A 13,978-nucleotide genomic window follows, 5' to 3' on the forward strand; every position below is an offset into this window, starting at 1 on the left:
GCTGGCCTCCGTGTCGGAAATCGCCGGGTGCGGCCCTGTCCGCACCGTGCGGCTCTGGCAGACATGCTAACCCGCGTTTGATGCCGCGCGGCAGGCCAGCCTCTACCTCACGGGAGTCATACTGACTTTCTCGCACGCCGGCCGAAGCGCTGGCCCGAACTGGTGCGCCTGCTGGGCCGCATGGCACGCCAGGTTGCGCCGGACGCGGCGTTCACCGACGCGCGCGAGCAAAGCGCCGAAAAGCACGTGGGCTTCACGGCGCTCTTTCGCGATGGCCGCGCACGCGACACCGTGGCGATCTGGTGGGCGTTCTTCATGTGTCTGCTCGCCGTGTATAGCGCATTCAGCTGGCTGCCCGCCATGCTGACGAGCGAAGGGCTGAGCGTGTCGCTCGCCGGCTACGGGCTGAGCGCCTATAACCTCGGGGGCGTGATCGGTGCATTGCTGTGCGCGCTCGCGATTACGCGCTTCGGCTCGCGCGGGCCGCTGCTGCTGTGCTGCGCGGGCGGCGCGGCGAGCGCGTGGGTGATGCTCGGCGTGGGCGCGACCCAGCACACGGGCCTGCTCATTGCGGGCCTCGGCCTGCACGGCCTTTTTGTCAACGCGGTGCAATCGACCATGTACGCGCTGTGCGCCTATGTCTACCCAACGGGCGTACGTGCGACGGGCACGGCCTCGGCGCTGGCGTTCGGCCGCGTGGGCGCGATCCTGAGCGCGTTTGCCGGCGCGGCGGTGATTACCGCAGGCGGTGCGTCGGGCTATCTGATCATGCTCGGCGCCGCCATGGCGCTGGTGCTGATCGCGCTTGCCCTGGTTGGCCGTCATATTCCCAAACGCGCGGGGCAGCGCCAGGTTTGACGCATTCCTGAGACCGGACGACGGCGCGCAAGCGCGCCATCGCGTCTGGTCGTCCAGTCGGTTCAATCAAGAGTCCTAAAAAACGGCGCAAAGAAGAGGCGACGTGGCTGCGTGTTGCCTTTTTGCGCGCTCAATCGAAAACAACGTCCGGCTGGCGGCGAGTCCGCGAGACCGGAACATCAGGAGAACACGGAGATCATGAAACTTCGGATCGCAGCAGGGCTGGCTTGCGCGGGCCTCAGCGCGTCGGCGTTCGCGCAGAGCAGCGTCACGCTTTACGGCATCGTCGACACCGGCATCGAATACGTCTCGCACGCGAACGCGGCGGGCGACAGCGTAGTGCGTATGCCCGGCATCACCGGCGAAATGCCTTCGCGCTGGGGCGTGCGCGGCAGCGAGGGGCTGGGTGGCGGGTGGTCCACGATCTTCGCGCTGGAAAGCGGCTTCAACATGCGCGGCGGCACCCTGAACCAGGGCGGCCGGATGTTCGGGCGCCAGGCGTGGTTGGGCATGAACAGTCCCTATGGCAGCCTCACGTTCGGGCGTCAGTACACCATGACGTTCTGGGCGATCGCCGACGCCGATTTGCTCGGACCGGATATCTACGGCGGCACGGCTTCGTTCGACCAGTACCTTCCGAGCTCGCGCAGCGACAACACGATCGTCTACAAAGGCAGCTACGAGGGCGTCACGCTTGGCGCGACGTGGTCGTTCGGGCGCGATTCGGCGGGCACCGGCAACTCGCCGGGCCAGGGCACCTGCGCGGGGCCCGTGCCGGGCAGCGCGCAGTCATGCCGCGAATGGTCGGCGATGCTGCGCTACGACCGCAATGGCTACGGCGTCGCCGCTGCCTATGACGAACAACGCGGCGGACCAGGCGCCGCGGCGAACCTGTACGACGGCACGCCGACTTTCGCGCTGACGAACCCGGGCGACACCGACGTGCGCATCCAGCTCAACGGCTATGGCCATATCGGCGCGCTGCGCATTGGCGGCGGCTGGCTGGGCAGGCGCGTCGACACGGTGTCGGCTGAAACGCCGAACGTGCACTCGGACCAGTTCTATCTCACGGCGCAGTATCCGGTGACAGCGGCCTTTATCGTCGACGGCGGCGTGTACCGCATCGTCAATAGCGATCACGACACACGCGGCACGATTGCGGCGCTGCGCACCACGTATCAACTCTCCAAGCGATCAGCCGTTTATCTGCAGGGCGCGTATTTGTGGAACAGCGCGAAGGCGGCTTATACGGTGAGCCAGGGCGGCGGCGGGACGACGCCCGCGCCGGGGACGGGGCAACTGGGGATCATGGCGGGTATCCGGCATAGCTTCTGAGGATGCGGCTGCCAGTGGCCGTGCAATGCATCGTTTTGCACGCGGGCCTCGCCTGAAACGGCGAGGCCCGCGCGAGCGATCAGAGACCGCTCACCGTCTTGACGGTCACCCACTGGCCGTTCTTCACCTGATAGACCGTGGACGAACCGTTCTTCAGCGAGCCATTCGTGTTGAAGCCGATCTCGCCGGTGATGCCGTCAAAGCTGGCGGTTTGCAGCTTCGCGCGATAGTCGTCGGGCTTCGTCGAATTGGCGGCCTGCATCGCCTTGATGGCGGCCCACGCTGCGTCGTAGCCGAACGGCGCATACGAGAGCACGTCCACGCCGTACTTCTGCTTGAAGCGATCGGCGAACTTCGCGCCGACCGGCGTGCTGTCGAGCGGACGGCCGTATTCCCACGCCATCGCGCCTTCGGACACGTCGCCCGCAAGCTTGATGAAGTCCACATCCTTCACGCCGCCGCCGCCCACGTACTGCGCCTTGATGCCGAGCTGGGCCATCTGCTTCATGATGCCGGCCGCCTGCGGATTGAGGGCGCCCACGAAAATCAGATCGGGGTTCTTGCTCTTGATGTTGGTGAGCTGCGTCTTGAAGTCCGTCGCCTGGTTCGTCGTGTACTCGCGGTCGACGATCTCGCCGCCGTGCGCTTTCACGGCCTTGACGAACTCGTCGGCTTCGCCCTGGCCGAACGCCGTGCGGTCGTCGATCACGGCGATGCGCTTGGCCTTCGTCGTCGTGACCGCATACGCGCCCGCGGTGCCCGCATTTTGCGCGTCGCTCGAGATCACCATGAAGACGTTCTTGAAGCCGCGGCCGCTGATGACCGGGTTCGTGGCGGCGGGGTCGATATCGGGCAGGCCAGCCTTTTCGTACAGCTCGGAAGCGGGAATGGTCGTGCCCGAGTTGAAGTGGCCGACGACGACCGAAACGCCTTCGTCCACGAGCTTTTGCGCGACCTGCACGCCCACGCGCGGGTCGGCCTGATCGTCTTCGGCCACGAGCTCGAACGAGACGGGCTGGCCGTTGATCTTGACGCCTTGCGCCTTGGCGTCGTCGAGGGCCATTTTCACGCCGTTTTCCAGGTCCTTGCCGTAATTGGCGTTCGGTCCGGTGAGCGGCGCGGCAAAGCCGATTTTAACGACGGTGTCCGCGCGCGAGGCGAGCGGTGCAACAGCGAGAAGTGCTCCAACGGCAACTGCGATAGGGGTAAGAGTCTTCGCAAAACGCATGTTGATTCCTTTGTCGGCAAGCATGGGTTTACTGCTGTGGCGTGCATACCGGCCGGGCTCGCCCATTTAAGCGTCTGGTGCGTTCGGGGCGGCGGCCAGTTCACGGCTCTCTTGTTCGCGTCGACTACGTGTTGGGCTCCTCCAGAATGGGCGTGGCATCGATCGAACCGCTCCGCACGAAAAGCGCTGGTGCGAAGCGCTGAAAGCGACTATAGGAAGCCAATATCGCTTCGTCTTGACCATTCGCGACGGTTTCCATGCGCATTTCTGCACAGCCGGCTGAATCGAGGCAATCAGGAGAAATACGCCTGCTGGCTCGAAATATGGCGTAATAGAAATGTAATCGCCCAGCGCGCCGGCTCCGGTAGAGTCCCGCCATTACGCGCAATGCAGCACAGCAATGACATCACGCCTGTCACGACGAGAATTCATCAAACTGACGATCGCGGTTGGCGCGAGCGTTTCGACCATCGAAGCGAGCCCCGCCGCCTTCGCGAGCGCCGCGCCTTGCCGGCTCACGCCCGAACAGGAAGTCGGCCCCTATTGGATCGACGGCGATCTCGTGCGTAGAGACGTTCGGGAGGGCAGGCCGGGCGTGCCGTTGACGCTCGACATCGTGCTCACCGACGCAAGAACGTGCGCACCGCTGATTGGCGCCGCGGTCGACATATGGCAATGCGATGCGGCGGGCGCTTACTCGGGCTACACGCAGATGCAACTCCCGCCTCCACCGGACTTCGATCCGAAGGGGCCTGCGCGCCCACCCGTTGGCTGGCACGCGGGTCCGCCACCCGCGCCGCGGCCCACTGACCACCAGACCTTCCTGCGCGGCATTCAGCACACCGATCGCGCGGGTATCGTCACGTTCGAGACCATCGTGCCGGGCAACTATCCGGGGCGCACCAACCATATTCATTTCAAAGTCCGCACGGCAAGCGCGTCGCAATCGCAACGTACGCATGTTTCGCATGTCGGTCAGGTGTTCCTTCCCGAATCGCTGATGGTGCATTTGATGCAACGCAATCCGTATCGCGAGCACGCGATTCGGCGCACCACGCAGAGCGAAGACCCGGTTTTCGTCAATCAGTCCGGCTCGACGATGATCGCAAGCGTGAGTTCGTTCGCTGGTGTGGGGCGCGCGAATGGGTTGCGTGCACGTGTGATCGCGGTCGTCGATCCGGACGCGCAGCCGCAGGCGGTTGAGCCGTTTCCGGGGCCTGCCCCGAGCTGATTCAATTCATTCGGTTTCCTTGGCGACCGTAGATGATGTTGGCTTCGGTTACGCGGCGAGCGGCGTCGTCACGCGGTGTTTGCGAGATATTCTTATTCAATTTTTGATTCAATCGCAATTTGACGCCGCAAAACGCGTATTCATAAGTATTTGATTTTGTCCACTCATACATTCGTATGATGATTAATGGCGCTTGATAGTTGCGCGCGCAACAAGAGGTAAATTCCCCGAGAGGCATTTTCGAAGCGGATTTCGCCTACTTCATTTAACGACGGTTTCGCGAAACCTAAAAAACGCTAAAAGCGTCGAATTACTCGCCGCGATTGCGTTCAGTAACATTCAATTTCGTATGCCCCGATATGCGTGGCGGTTATCCCGAACCGTCCACGCAACGTGCCGGAATCTCGCTGTATCGACCGCTGTGTAAGGGTTTCGTCGCATACGCTTCCTCCAGTCCGTATTAATTTACTCATCCCGCATGCACTGTTGCGTGGCCGCTGCATCGCCCATTTTGCGACGTAAACCTTACCAATTCTTCTGATATCTTTCGCGCCGCAAAGTTTTCAGGAAATTGCAGTCAGTAATCACACGTGAGGTGGGGAATTGAAGTTTCGGGGAATGCGGGCGGGCGTCGACGGCTCGGCGGCGGGAAATAATATTGACGGCTGTTCGGATATAAGGCGGCTTGGACGCGGAAATCGAGGTGAGTTATTCACCCTCTCGTGTCTTGCGCTTGCAGTGGCCGGCACGCTGCCCGGTGTAAGCCACGCCACGCCTACCATTGTGAGTAACCAGGGGCAACTGAGCGCGGCGATCAGCGCGGCGAACACCCCCACGGTCATCCAGTTGGGAGCCAGCTTTACGGCTGCGACGACTCTGACGTCAACTGTTGCGATCACGCTCGACACGCTAGGTTTCACGTTGACGGGCATCAACCTGGCCTTGTCGGGGCCTTCGCTGACGTTTGACGGCACGTTCGTTGGCACGCCGCAAACCACTGTGACATCGGCTACCCCGATTCAGGTGACAGGTGCGTCCACGACCGCCGTGAACAACGGGACGATGACGGGGGGCGCGGCAGCGGCAGGCCGAAGCGGTGGATACGGCGCGATTCTGTCTGCCGTAACATTCGTCAACAACGGCACGCTCAAGGGCGGCAATTCTTCCGCCACCGGAGCTGCCGGGACAGGCGTCCAGATTGGCCGTGGCGCTACGCTGACCAACAACGGCACCATTGCAGGTGGCGACAACATCGATGGAACGGGAACATCAGGCTACGGCTTGAGCTACGGACTCCAGGGCGCCACGTTGATCAACAACGGTACGATTCGCGGCGGTTCCGACCTGACGGGAACCAGGGCGGGCAACGCAGCCATCTACGTTCGCGTCAATTCCATTCCCATGTCCATCGTGAACACAGGGACGATTGTTGGTGGCAATGGCGCAGTCGCAATCACGGCATCGACGGGTGTCGATCTGGTCAACAGCGGCACGATCCAGGCCGGCACAGACCAAACCGTCGCGATCCGTATGCCAACCGCGGGCGTGGACGCTCCGCTCTCCCTCGAACTGCAGGCGGGATCGAAAATCATTGGCACGGTCTTCGCAATGCCGTCGTCAACGAACACGCTCACGTTGGGCGGCACCGCGAACGATGTCTTCGACGTCTCGTCCATCGGCCCCGCCGCGCAGTACCAGAACTTCAACGTCCTCCAGAAAACCGGCACCAGCACCTGGGCGCTCACCGGCACGGGCACCGCCACCACGCCGTGGTCGATTCAGCAAGGCACGCTGCAGATCGGCAATGGCGGCACGAGCGGCAGTGTCATCGGAAACATCACCGATAACGCGACGCTCGCGTTCGACCGCAGCGATGTGTTCGCCTTCGACAATCTGGTGAGCGGTACCGGTGCCGTAAATCAGGTTGGCTCCGGTACCACGATCCTTACAGCCGCGAATACCTATACCGGCGAAACGAACGTGCTCACCGGCACGCTCGCTATCGGCGATGCCGCGCACACCAACGCCTCCATCGCCTCGGGTCTCACGACCGTCGCCACGGGTGCAACACTCGGCGGCTACGGCACCGTTTCGGGCTCGGTGAACAACAGCGGCACGGTGGCGGCCGCGAATGCGCTGGCTGCGTTTGCATCGGCGAGCAGCGGTACATTCAGCATCGGCGGCAGTCTGAGCAACGCGGGCGTCGTTAACCTCGCGGCGGCATCGGGCACCATCGGCAACGTACTGAACGTCGCGGGCAACTACACCGGCGCGAACGGCCTCGTCGTGCTCAATACGCTGCTCAACGCGGGCGGCGCGTCATCGCAGACCGACCGGCTCGTCGTGGGCGGGAACGCAAGCGGTACCACCGCCATCAAGGTGAACCAGTCGGGTACGGGCGCGCAGACCACAGGCGATGGCATTCAGCTTGTGCAGGTCAACGGCACGTCGGCCGCGAACAGCTTCCACCTGGCGGCACCCATTCAGGCGGGCGCGTATCAATACCTGCTGTACCAGGGCGGGACCACGGACGCCAACAACTGGTATCTGCGCTCGCAACTCGAAGCAGCACAGACGACACCCGCGGATCCTTTGAACCCGACGACCGCGCCAACCACGAGCGCCGCGGCGACAGGCCCGGTTGCCTATCGTCCCGCCGTGGTCGGCTACTCCGTTACGCCGTTGCTCAACGCGGACTACGGCTTCAGCATTCTCGACCGCCTGCACGAGCGCGTCGGTGACGTAGCGAGCGCCGACGCGGCACAACCCGCGCACAGCAATGGCGTATGGGGCCGCATAGGCGGACAGAATCTCGACGCCGACGCAGGCGACCGCTTCTCCACCGACGAGCGTACCTTCTTCGCGCAGTTCGGCCGGGACTGGACGCTCTCGCGCGACGCCAACGGCGGCAGCACGCATACGGGCGCGATGATCACGATCGGCTCCACGTCGGCGACCTTCGCCGATAGCGCGCGAAGCCTTGCAGGCATGTCCGGTTCGACGGGCAGCGTCGAAACGCAGGCGCAATCGTTCGGCGGCTACTGGACGAAGTATCTGCCCGACGGCACGTACTTCGACGGCGTCGGCCAACTGACGCACTATCACAACCGATACGGCGACGTCTTCGGCGGCGGCGCGAGCCAGAACGGCTTCGGCGCCGGCGCTTCAGGCGAAATCGGCAAGCCGTTCGCGCTCGGCTCGACGGGCATAGCGATCGAGCCTCAGGCGCAACTGCTCTATCAGTACCTGCACCTGAATGGCTTCGACGATGGCATCGCGCCTGTGGGTTCGAACACGACGAACGCATTGCGCGGCCGCCTCGGCTTCCGGCTGTTCAGCGCGAACCTGAACAACGACTCGAAGACGTCGAGCGTGACGCCGTATTTCACGGCAGACGTGCTGCACGACTTCTTCTCGCCGGGGCAGGCCACGGTTGGCGGTACGCCATTCGACAACGCGTTGCAAAAGACCTGGTACGCCGTGGGCTTTGGTATCACGGGCAGCTTCGGCAAGCGTTCCGAGGTGTACGCGAACGTGAAATACGAACACAGCCTGGGCGGCGAATATCGCCGCAATGTGTTCGGCCAGGCTGGCTACCGGTTTAGCTGGTAATGCTCGTTGTCACATGAACGTGACCGGGGGCCGTCGATGTCTTTGGGAGACGACGGTTCCTGGGCACGATCATGCAGCGCTCAAGGTCCCGAACTCCATCCGATACCGCCGTGCGAGCGCGAGTGCGGTTTCGCGCAGTGTTTCGCGATCGGTTGCGAGTTCACCGGCAACCGCGTCGGCTAGATTCCCCGGATGCACAATGCCGACGAGACCCGCTGCCTCCCATGTCCGCACGTAAGCCGCATGCTTGCTTCGCTCGAAAGAATGATCAGGATGACTGATATTGATGCGTGGAAGCGCGTACGCCATCGCGACGATGCGACCGTGAAGGCTGCTGCCGCAATATATTCGGCTTCCGGCGATCAACGCACAGATGTCCCAAATATTCAGCGACGCGAACACGCGAACCTGATCCGCGCGCAATCGTGTCGCGAGCCGTTCGTACACGGCCAGGTCATCGTGCCAGGGGGCGGCGCCCGCGCGAAACAGCACAATACCCAGGCCGCGCGTGTGCGCCACGCGTTCAAGCTGGGCGGCTAGCATATCGAGCGTTGCGTCGTCGCCGAAGTCGGCGCTGAATTGCACGGCTGCATAGCCTTGCGGGAACGCTCGCCGCACGCCGTGCAACGCGAGGTTTGCGGCGTGCCGGCGTATCGTCGTGCCGAACAGGACAGCCGTCATTGCGGCGGGGTCCGGTATCAGGCGTGCCTCGACGCCCCGTTCTGCGAGCAGCGCCTGGGTTCGACAGTCGCGCACGCTCACCCAGTCCGCGGATCGCAGCGCGGCGAGCACGTCGGCGCCCATCTGGGCATCGTGCGTGTCCAGATCGACGCCTCCCACTGCGTTGAACGATAGACGCTTGACGCGCACGCCGGGCAACGCGGTCTTCGAAAGCGCATACGGCGCGAGCGACGTCACGCCTACATGTTTTTGCGCCCACGCGCGCCCGTCGCGCAGCCATTCACCCTCGGCGGCAATGAGCGCCGGCACGCGCTGTGGCGGCGCGAGCATCACGGCGGCCTCCCACGCATTGCAGGTCAGCAGCTCGCCGCCTGCGTGAATCACATTCACGGCGCGGCCGTGCGCGAATGCGGCGATACGCGCGAGCGTGACGGCAGGCGGTCCGCCATCGCCGTGCGGATCGCGCGCCGCGAGCCCGGCAAACAGCAGTTCGTGGCGAGGCAGCATGCGCGCCACGACCTGCGCGATCAGCAGATCGCCGAAGTTGTGCCGGTCGAACGCGCCGAAGATCACCGTGGGCGTGGCAGCCATGTGGGCCTCATTTCGTGCATCTGTTCAATATCCGCCACTTCCCAATCATTTGCAGACTATATGGCGCTGCAGCATGAAGCGGGGGACGGCTACGCGCCGCCGTTACTGACATAAGGAAACCTTAAGCATTCTCGGGGAAACTGTCGGCCTTGCCGACGTGTTTTTTCCCCGCGTATGAGAACGGTCTACTCCGAACTGAAGAGCGCGCGCCTGCGCCCTACGTCCAGCCGCGTGGCCGTGCTGAAGGTGTTTCATGAAGCGCCGCACGAGCACCTGACCGCCGACCAGGTCTTTCGCCGCATTGCAAAAGATGTGGAGCAATGCAGCCTGGCGAGCGTGTATCGCGCGCTTGCGCAACTGATGGAATCGTCACTGCTCGACAGCACGTGGGTTGGTGAAACGCGCGTGGTGTACGAACTGGGGCGTGGCGCGCCGCACGCGCACCTCGTGTGCGAGAGCTGCAAGACCGTGGTCGACATCGACGAGCCCACGCTGCAGGAACAGCACGCCGCCATCGCGACGGCGCAGCGCTTTCGGTATACGCGTTCGAGTCTCGTTGTTTTCGGGCTTTGCGCCCAGTGCGCCGCGGCTACGTCGTGAACCGGCGCGCTATCGGCGCCAGGTTCACAGCGTGACGACAACCTTCCCGAACTGCTCGTTCGACTCCAGATAGCGGTGCGCTTCGACGATCTGCTCGAAGGGAAACGTCTTCGCTATCACGGGCCGTAGCGCGCCCGCTTCCACGCCGTCCCGAATGAAGGCTTTGGCGCGCTCCAGCCAATCAGGATTGCCAATGACCTCATGCACCAGGTAGCCGCGCAGCGTCAGCGTTTTGCGCAAGACCGCGGGCAAGGGAAAGGGCGTGGGCTCACCGCTCAGTCCGCCGTATTCGATCAACAGGCCGCCGCGCGACATCGAAGCCGTGAGCGGCTCGAACAGTGAACCGCCGATTGCGTCGAGCACGACGCGCGCCCCTTCGTTCGCGGTGATGGCCGCGAGCCGCGCGGCCAGGTCTTCTTCGTGAGTGGCGATCACGTGCGCGGCGCCCGCTTCGATCAACGCGCGCCGCTTGGCTGACGTTCGCGTAACGGCGACCGGCGTCGCGCCGATGCGGTTCGCTATCTGGATCGCGGCCAATCCAACGCTGCTCGATGCCGCCGTAATGACCACGACCTCGCCGCGCTGAAGCCCCCCGATTTCCACGAGCGCGCCATAGGCGGTGAGATACGCCATCCAGAGCGCCGCTGCCTGCTCCCAACCCAGCGAAGACGGATGCCGCGCCACGCATTGCGCAGGGAAATTCACGCGCTCGCCGTGAACGGGCCAGCGCGCCATCGAGATTGGCGGAATGAGGCTCACCGCGTCGCCAGGCGCGAGCGACGTGACGCCTTCCCCAACGGCTTCCACCACCCCAGCCGCCTCCAGCCCGATTCCCGACGGCAACGCGGGCGTTTCGATATACCTACCCGCGCGCATGAGCGCTTCCGCCCGGTTGAGCCCGAGCGCCTTGACCCGTATCGCGACCTCGCCCTCGCCGGGCGGCGCAAGCTCGACCGCCTCGATGCGCAGCACTTCGGGGCCGCCATGCCGATGAAAACGAACGACGCGCGCCATATGCCGACTCCTGAACGATTGGAACGAATCCACTGTACCTGGCGATGATTCGGCGATAAATTGCGAATCGGCATCGACACTCGTAACGGATGGTTTCGAATATGGACCGCTTGACCAGCATGCAAGTGTTCGTGAAAGCCGTGGATCTGGGGTCGTTTGCGGCAGCCGCGCAGGCGCTGGACCTCTCCGCGCCGATGGTTGGCAAACATGTGCAATGGCTCGAGGCGCGCCTGGCCGTGCGGCTCATCAACCGGACCACGCGGCGCCAAAGCGTGACGGCGTTCGGCCGCGCTTACTACGAGCGCTGCAAGCTGATCCTCGCGGAAGCCGACGCCGCCGACGCGCTCGCCGCCGACCAGTTGGGCGAGCCGCGCGGTCGCTTGCGCATCGCCATGCCGGTGCATTTCGGGCGGCATTGCGCGATGCCCGTGCTCATGCGTTTCGCGCGCCGCTATCCGGGCATCGAACTCGATCTCTCGATGAACGATCGCTTCGTCGATCTGGCCGACGATGGCTATGACTTCGCGATCCGCACGGGCGCGCTGGAAGACAGCGCCGACCTCGTCGCACGCCGCGTGGCGCGGCAGCGCATGACGGTGTGTGCGTCGCCCGCGTGGCTCGCGGCGCATGGACGGCCCGAAACGCTCGACGATCTCGCTCAGCATCAAGCAATCATGTATCGCCGCTCGGGCCGCGTGCCGCCGTGGCGCTTTACCGGTGAGGCTGAGGGCGAGCCGAGCGTCGAGATCACGCCGCCCAACCGCGTTCGACTGGACGATCTGGCCGCGATCGCCGACGCCGTAGCGGCGGGAGAAGGCCTCGGATGGCTGCCGTTCTGGCTCGTGCGCGAACGAGTCCATGAAGGCGTGCTTGTAGAGTTGTTGCCCGCGCAACGAGGTTATCTTTACGATGCTTACGCGGTATGGCTGCGTACGCCGCACGTGCCGATGCGGGTGCGGCTGGCGGTGGAGGAACTTGCGCAGGCGTTGCCGGCGATGATGGAGTGAGGGGGGCGGCCGCGCGAAACGCACTAGCCCTGATCCACGGGCGCCGCCGCTGCTTGTACGATGCCGCGCGCCGCCTGCTCGATCATCATCACATCGAACGCGAGCAGCAACATGCGGTAGCCCGCAGCACGCTTTTTCTGCGCCGTTTGCGCGTCGAGCGCGACGCCGCCCAGCGGCGTGCCCGCGCGGCGCACTTTGTCCTCGGCCTTGCGCACGAGGGCCTGCACGTCAGGGTGATCGAACTGGCCCGGCACGCCAAGGCTCATCGAAAGATCGAACGAGGCGATTGCCGCCACGTCGATACCAGGCACCGCGAGAATCTCGTCGAGCTGCTCGACGGATTGTGCGTCCTCGATCGTGATGACGTTGAGCAGTTCCGAATCCGCGGCGCGAATGTACTCGGGGCCGCTCACGCCCCAGCGCGCGGCGGCAAGCGAGGGCGCGAAGCCGCGCGAGCCGTTGGGCGGATAGCGCAGCGACTCGCTCGCCTTGCGCGCGAGTTCGGGCGTGGAAATCATCGGGAAGTTGATGCCCATGGCGCCCGTTTCCAGCGCCGTCTTCACGAGCCAGGGCTCGGTCCACGGAATCCGCACGATGGGAGTGACCGGCGTGCCGCGGGTGGCGGCCACCATGGCGTGGAGGCTTTGCATGTCGATCGGGCCGTGCTCCATGTCGAAGATCAGCACATCTACGCCACTTGCCGCGAGTACCTGCACGAGCCCCACACTCGGCAACTCGACCATGAAGGCGGTCAGGCTTTCGCCGGCCGCGAGCCTGGCCTTGGCGTGATTGTGGCGGGCGGGCAGGGCGGACATGTCGTTCTCCAGGAGCCAGACAAAAGCAACGCAAGCGCTCTCAATGTAGGCGAAAAGCAGCGGTCGAGTTCAAACGAGGTCGTTAGCAAACAAACGCCGGTTTTCAAGCGATCTTTTTGTGCCGCTTGAAAATCATTCAAGAACGGGACCTATTATCAATTGGCGCGGCGGTAAGCAAAATAGCTCCATTGGCAGCGCGGTTCCACCGCTTCATCGGCGACAACCAGGCAACTTCGCATTCTCGTGGCGCCACTGCGCATGATACGAAGTCCGAACTAAATGCGTCTGCTGAACGCCAGATTCGATTTTCGCAACCAGGCAACACCGCTTTCAACCGAAACATCGCACACGACATTCACGCATTCAAGGAGCCTGACATGAACACGCAAACCGCTTTCTCCGCAATCGCCCGCGCCTCTGTCGCCACGCTCTCCGCCGCCGCCGCTTTGCTCGGCATCGCGGTGCCTGCCACCGCCGCGACGAACGACAACCTCGTGCAGCCGCAACAACTCATCGTCGACAAGAGCTTGCCCAAACATCAGGTGCAACAGCAGATTCGCGCAGCGCGCCTTTACGACACCTTCTGGAGCACGGGCGACGAAGCGCAGGCCCGCGAAGCGCTCGCCGCCGACTTCACGGACCGCACGCTGCCCGCCGGCCGTGCGCAAGGCGTGGCGGGGCCGCTCGCGGCTTCGAAGGTGTTCCACGGCGCGGTGCCCGACGTGCACGCCGACGTCGAACAGATGATCGTGACGGGCGACCGCGTGGTCACCCATCTGCACTTCACGGGCCATTTCACAGGCACGTTCAACGGCGTGCAGGGCAAGGGCCAGCCGGTGGACTTCATCGCCACGGACATCTACCGCATCCGCGACGGCAAGATCACCGACAACTGGCACCTCGAAGACAACCTCACGTTCCTGCAGCAATTGGGCGTGGTGGCGAAATAAGCGCGCCGCGCGCTCGCTTCGTGCTCGCTTCGCGGGCCTAGTAGGCCTCGTAGTCG

Annotated in this window: 10 protein-coding genes and 1 pseudogene; 7 read left to right on the top strand and 4 right to left on the bottom strand. The window is 64.0% G+C overall.

From position 1 onward, the window contains the following. Positions 1–126: 126 nt before the first annotated feature. A pseudogene (locus VSR72_RS00005) lies at positions 127–858 on the top strand (MFS transporter); the annotation flags it as partial. 198 nt (positions 859–1,056) lie between these two features. Beyond that, on the top strand, positions 1,057–2,193 hold the full coding sequence (locus VSR72_RS00010) for a porin (protein ID WP_342950364.1): 1,137 nt from the start codon (positions 1,057–1,059) through the stop codon (positions 2,191–2,193). A 79-nt stretch (positions 2,194–2,272) separates the two neighbouring features. On the opposite strand, the gene VSR72_RS00015 is transcribed toward VSR72_RS00010, so the two are convergent. Continuing rightward, complete coding sequence (locus VSR72_RS00015; RefSeq protein WP_342950972.1) at positions 2,273–3,421, bottom strand: branched-chain amino acid ABC transporter substrate-binding protein; 1,149 nt, start codon at positions 3,419–3,421, stop codon at positions 2,273–2,275. Positions 3,422–3,821: 400 nt separating this feature from the next. Here VSR72_RS00015 and VSR72_RS00020 point away from each other — a divergent pair, with 400 nt between their 5' ends. Then, positions 3,822–4,652 carry an intradiol ring-cleavage dioxygenase gene (locus tag VSR72_RS00020; RefSeq protein ID WP_342950365.1) on the top strand — a complete coding sequence of 277 codons (831 nt, stop codon included), beginning with the start codon at positions 3,822–3,824 and terminating at the stop codon, positions 4,650–4,652. 738 nt (positions 4,653–5,390) lie between these two features. Further along, entirely contained in the window at positions 5,391–8,264 is a 2,874-nt protein-coding gene (locus VSR72_RS00025) for an autotransporter outer membrane beta-barrel domain-containing protein (RefSeq protein ID WP_342950366.1), read from the top strand. Between the two features lie 69 nt (positions 8,265–8,333). Here the strand turns inward: VSR72_RS00025 and VSR72_RS00030 are convergent, their stop codons facing one another. Continuing rightward, the gene (locus tag VSR72_RS00030) at positions 8,334–9,536 is read right to left on the bottom strand and encodes a polysaccharide pyruvyl transferase family protein (protein ID WP_342950367.1); all 1,203 of its coding nucleotides are present in this window, start codon (positions 9,534–9,536) and stop codon (positions 8,334–8,336) included. Between the two features lie 174 nt (positions 9,537–9,710). On the opposite strand from VSR72_RS00030, the gene VSR72_RS00035 reads away from it, so the two are divergent. Then, entirely contained in the window at positions 9,711–10,136 is a 426-nt protein-coding gene (locus VSR72_RS00035) for a transcriptional repressor (RefSeq protein WP_342950368.1), read from the top strand. A 24-nt stretch (positions 10,137–10,160) separates the two neighbouring features. On the opposite strand, the gene VSR72_RS00040 is transcribed toward VSR72_RS00035, so the two are convergent. Continuing rightward, the gene (locus tag VSR72_RS00040; protein ID WP_342950369.1) at positions 10,161–11,150 is read right to left on the bottom strand and encodes a zinc-dependent alcohol dehydrogenase family protein; all 990 of its coding nucleotides are present in this window, start codon (positions 11,148–11,150) and stop codon (positions 10,161–10,163) included. Positions 11,151–11,251: 101 nt separating this feature from the next. Here VSR72_RS00040 and VSR72_RS00045 point away from each other — a divergent pair, with 101 nt between their 5' ends. After that, positions 11,252–12,157, top strand: coding sequence for a LysR family transcriptional regulator (locus VSR72_RS00045; RefSeq protein WP_342950370.1), 906 nt, complete (start codon positions 11,252–11,254; stop codon positions 12,155–12,157). Positions 12,158–12,180: 23 nt separating this feature from the next. On the opposite strand, the gene VSR72_RS00050 is transcribed toward VSR72_RS00045, so the two are convergent. Beyond that, positions 12,181–12,972 (bottom strand): aldolase/citrate lyase family protein, encoded by a 792-nt coding sequence (locus VSR72_RS00050; protein ID WP_342950371.1) that lies wholly within the window; start codon positions 12,970–12,972, stop codon positions 12,181–12,183. A 377-nt stretch (positions 12,973–13,349) separates the two neighbouring features. Between VSR72_RS00050 and VSR72_RS00055 the strand changes: the two genes are divergently transcribed. Then, on the top strand, positions 13,350–13,922 hold the full coding sequence (locus VSR72_RS00055) for an ester cyclase (RefSeq protein WP_342950372.1): 573 nt from the start codon (positions 13,350–13,352) through the stop codon (positions 13,920–13,922). Positions 13,923–13,978: the final 56 nt, after the last annotated feature.

The sequence above is a fragment of the Paraburkholderia sp. JHI869 genome, from assembly GCF_038900775.1.
Classification (GTDB): domain Bacteria; phylum Pseudomonadota; class Gammaproteobacteria; order Burkholderiales; family Burkholderiaceae; genus Paraburkholderia.

Coding starts and splice junctions, on each gene's coding strand:
- VSR72_RS00010 (WP_342950364.1), top strand. CDS start 1,057: ATGAAACTTCGGATCGCAGCAGGGCTGGCTTGCGCGGGCCTCAGCGCG.
- VSR72_RS00015 (WP_342950972.1), bottom strand. CDS start 3,421: ATGCGTTTTGCGAAGACTCTTACCCCTATCGCAGTTGCCGTTGGAGCA.
- VSR72_RS00020 (WP_342950365.1), top strand. CDS start 3,822: ATGACATCACGCCTGTCACGACGAGAATTCATCAAACTGACGATCGCG.
- VSR72_RS00030 (WP_342950367.1), bottom strand. CDS start 9,536: ATGGCTGCCACGCCCACGGTGATCTTCGGCGCGTTCGACCGGCACAAC.
- VSR72_RS00035 (WP_342950368.1), top strand. CDS start 9,711: ATGAGAACGGTCTACTCCGAACTGAAGAGCGCGCGCCTGCGCCCTACG.
- VSR72_RS00040 (WP_342950369.1), bottom strand. CDS start 11,150: ATGGCGCGCGTCGTTCGTTTTCATCGGCATGGCGGCCCCGAAGTGCTG.
- VSR72_RS00045 (WP_342950370.1), top strand. CDS start 11,252: ATGGACCGCTTGACCAGCATGCAAGTGTTCGTGAAAGCCGTGGATCTG.
- VSR72_RS00050 (WP_342950371.1), bottom strand. CDS start 12,972: ATGTCCGCCCTGCCCGCCCGCCACAATCACGCCAAGGCCAGGCTCGCG.
- VSR72_RS00055 (WP_342950372.1), top strand. CDS start 13,350: ATGAACACGCAAACCGCTTTCTCCGCAATCGCCCGCGCCTCTGTCGCC.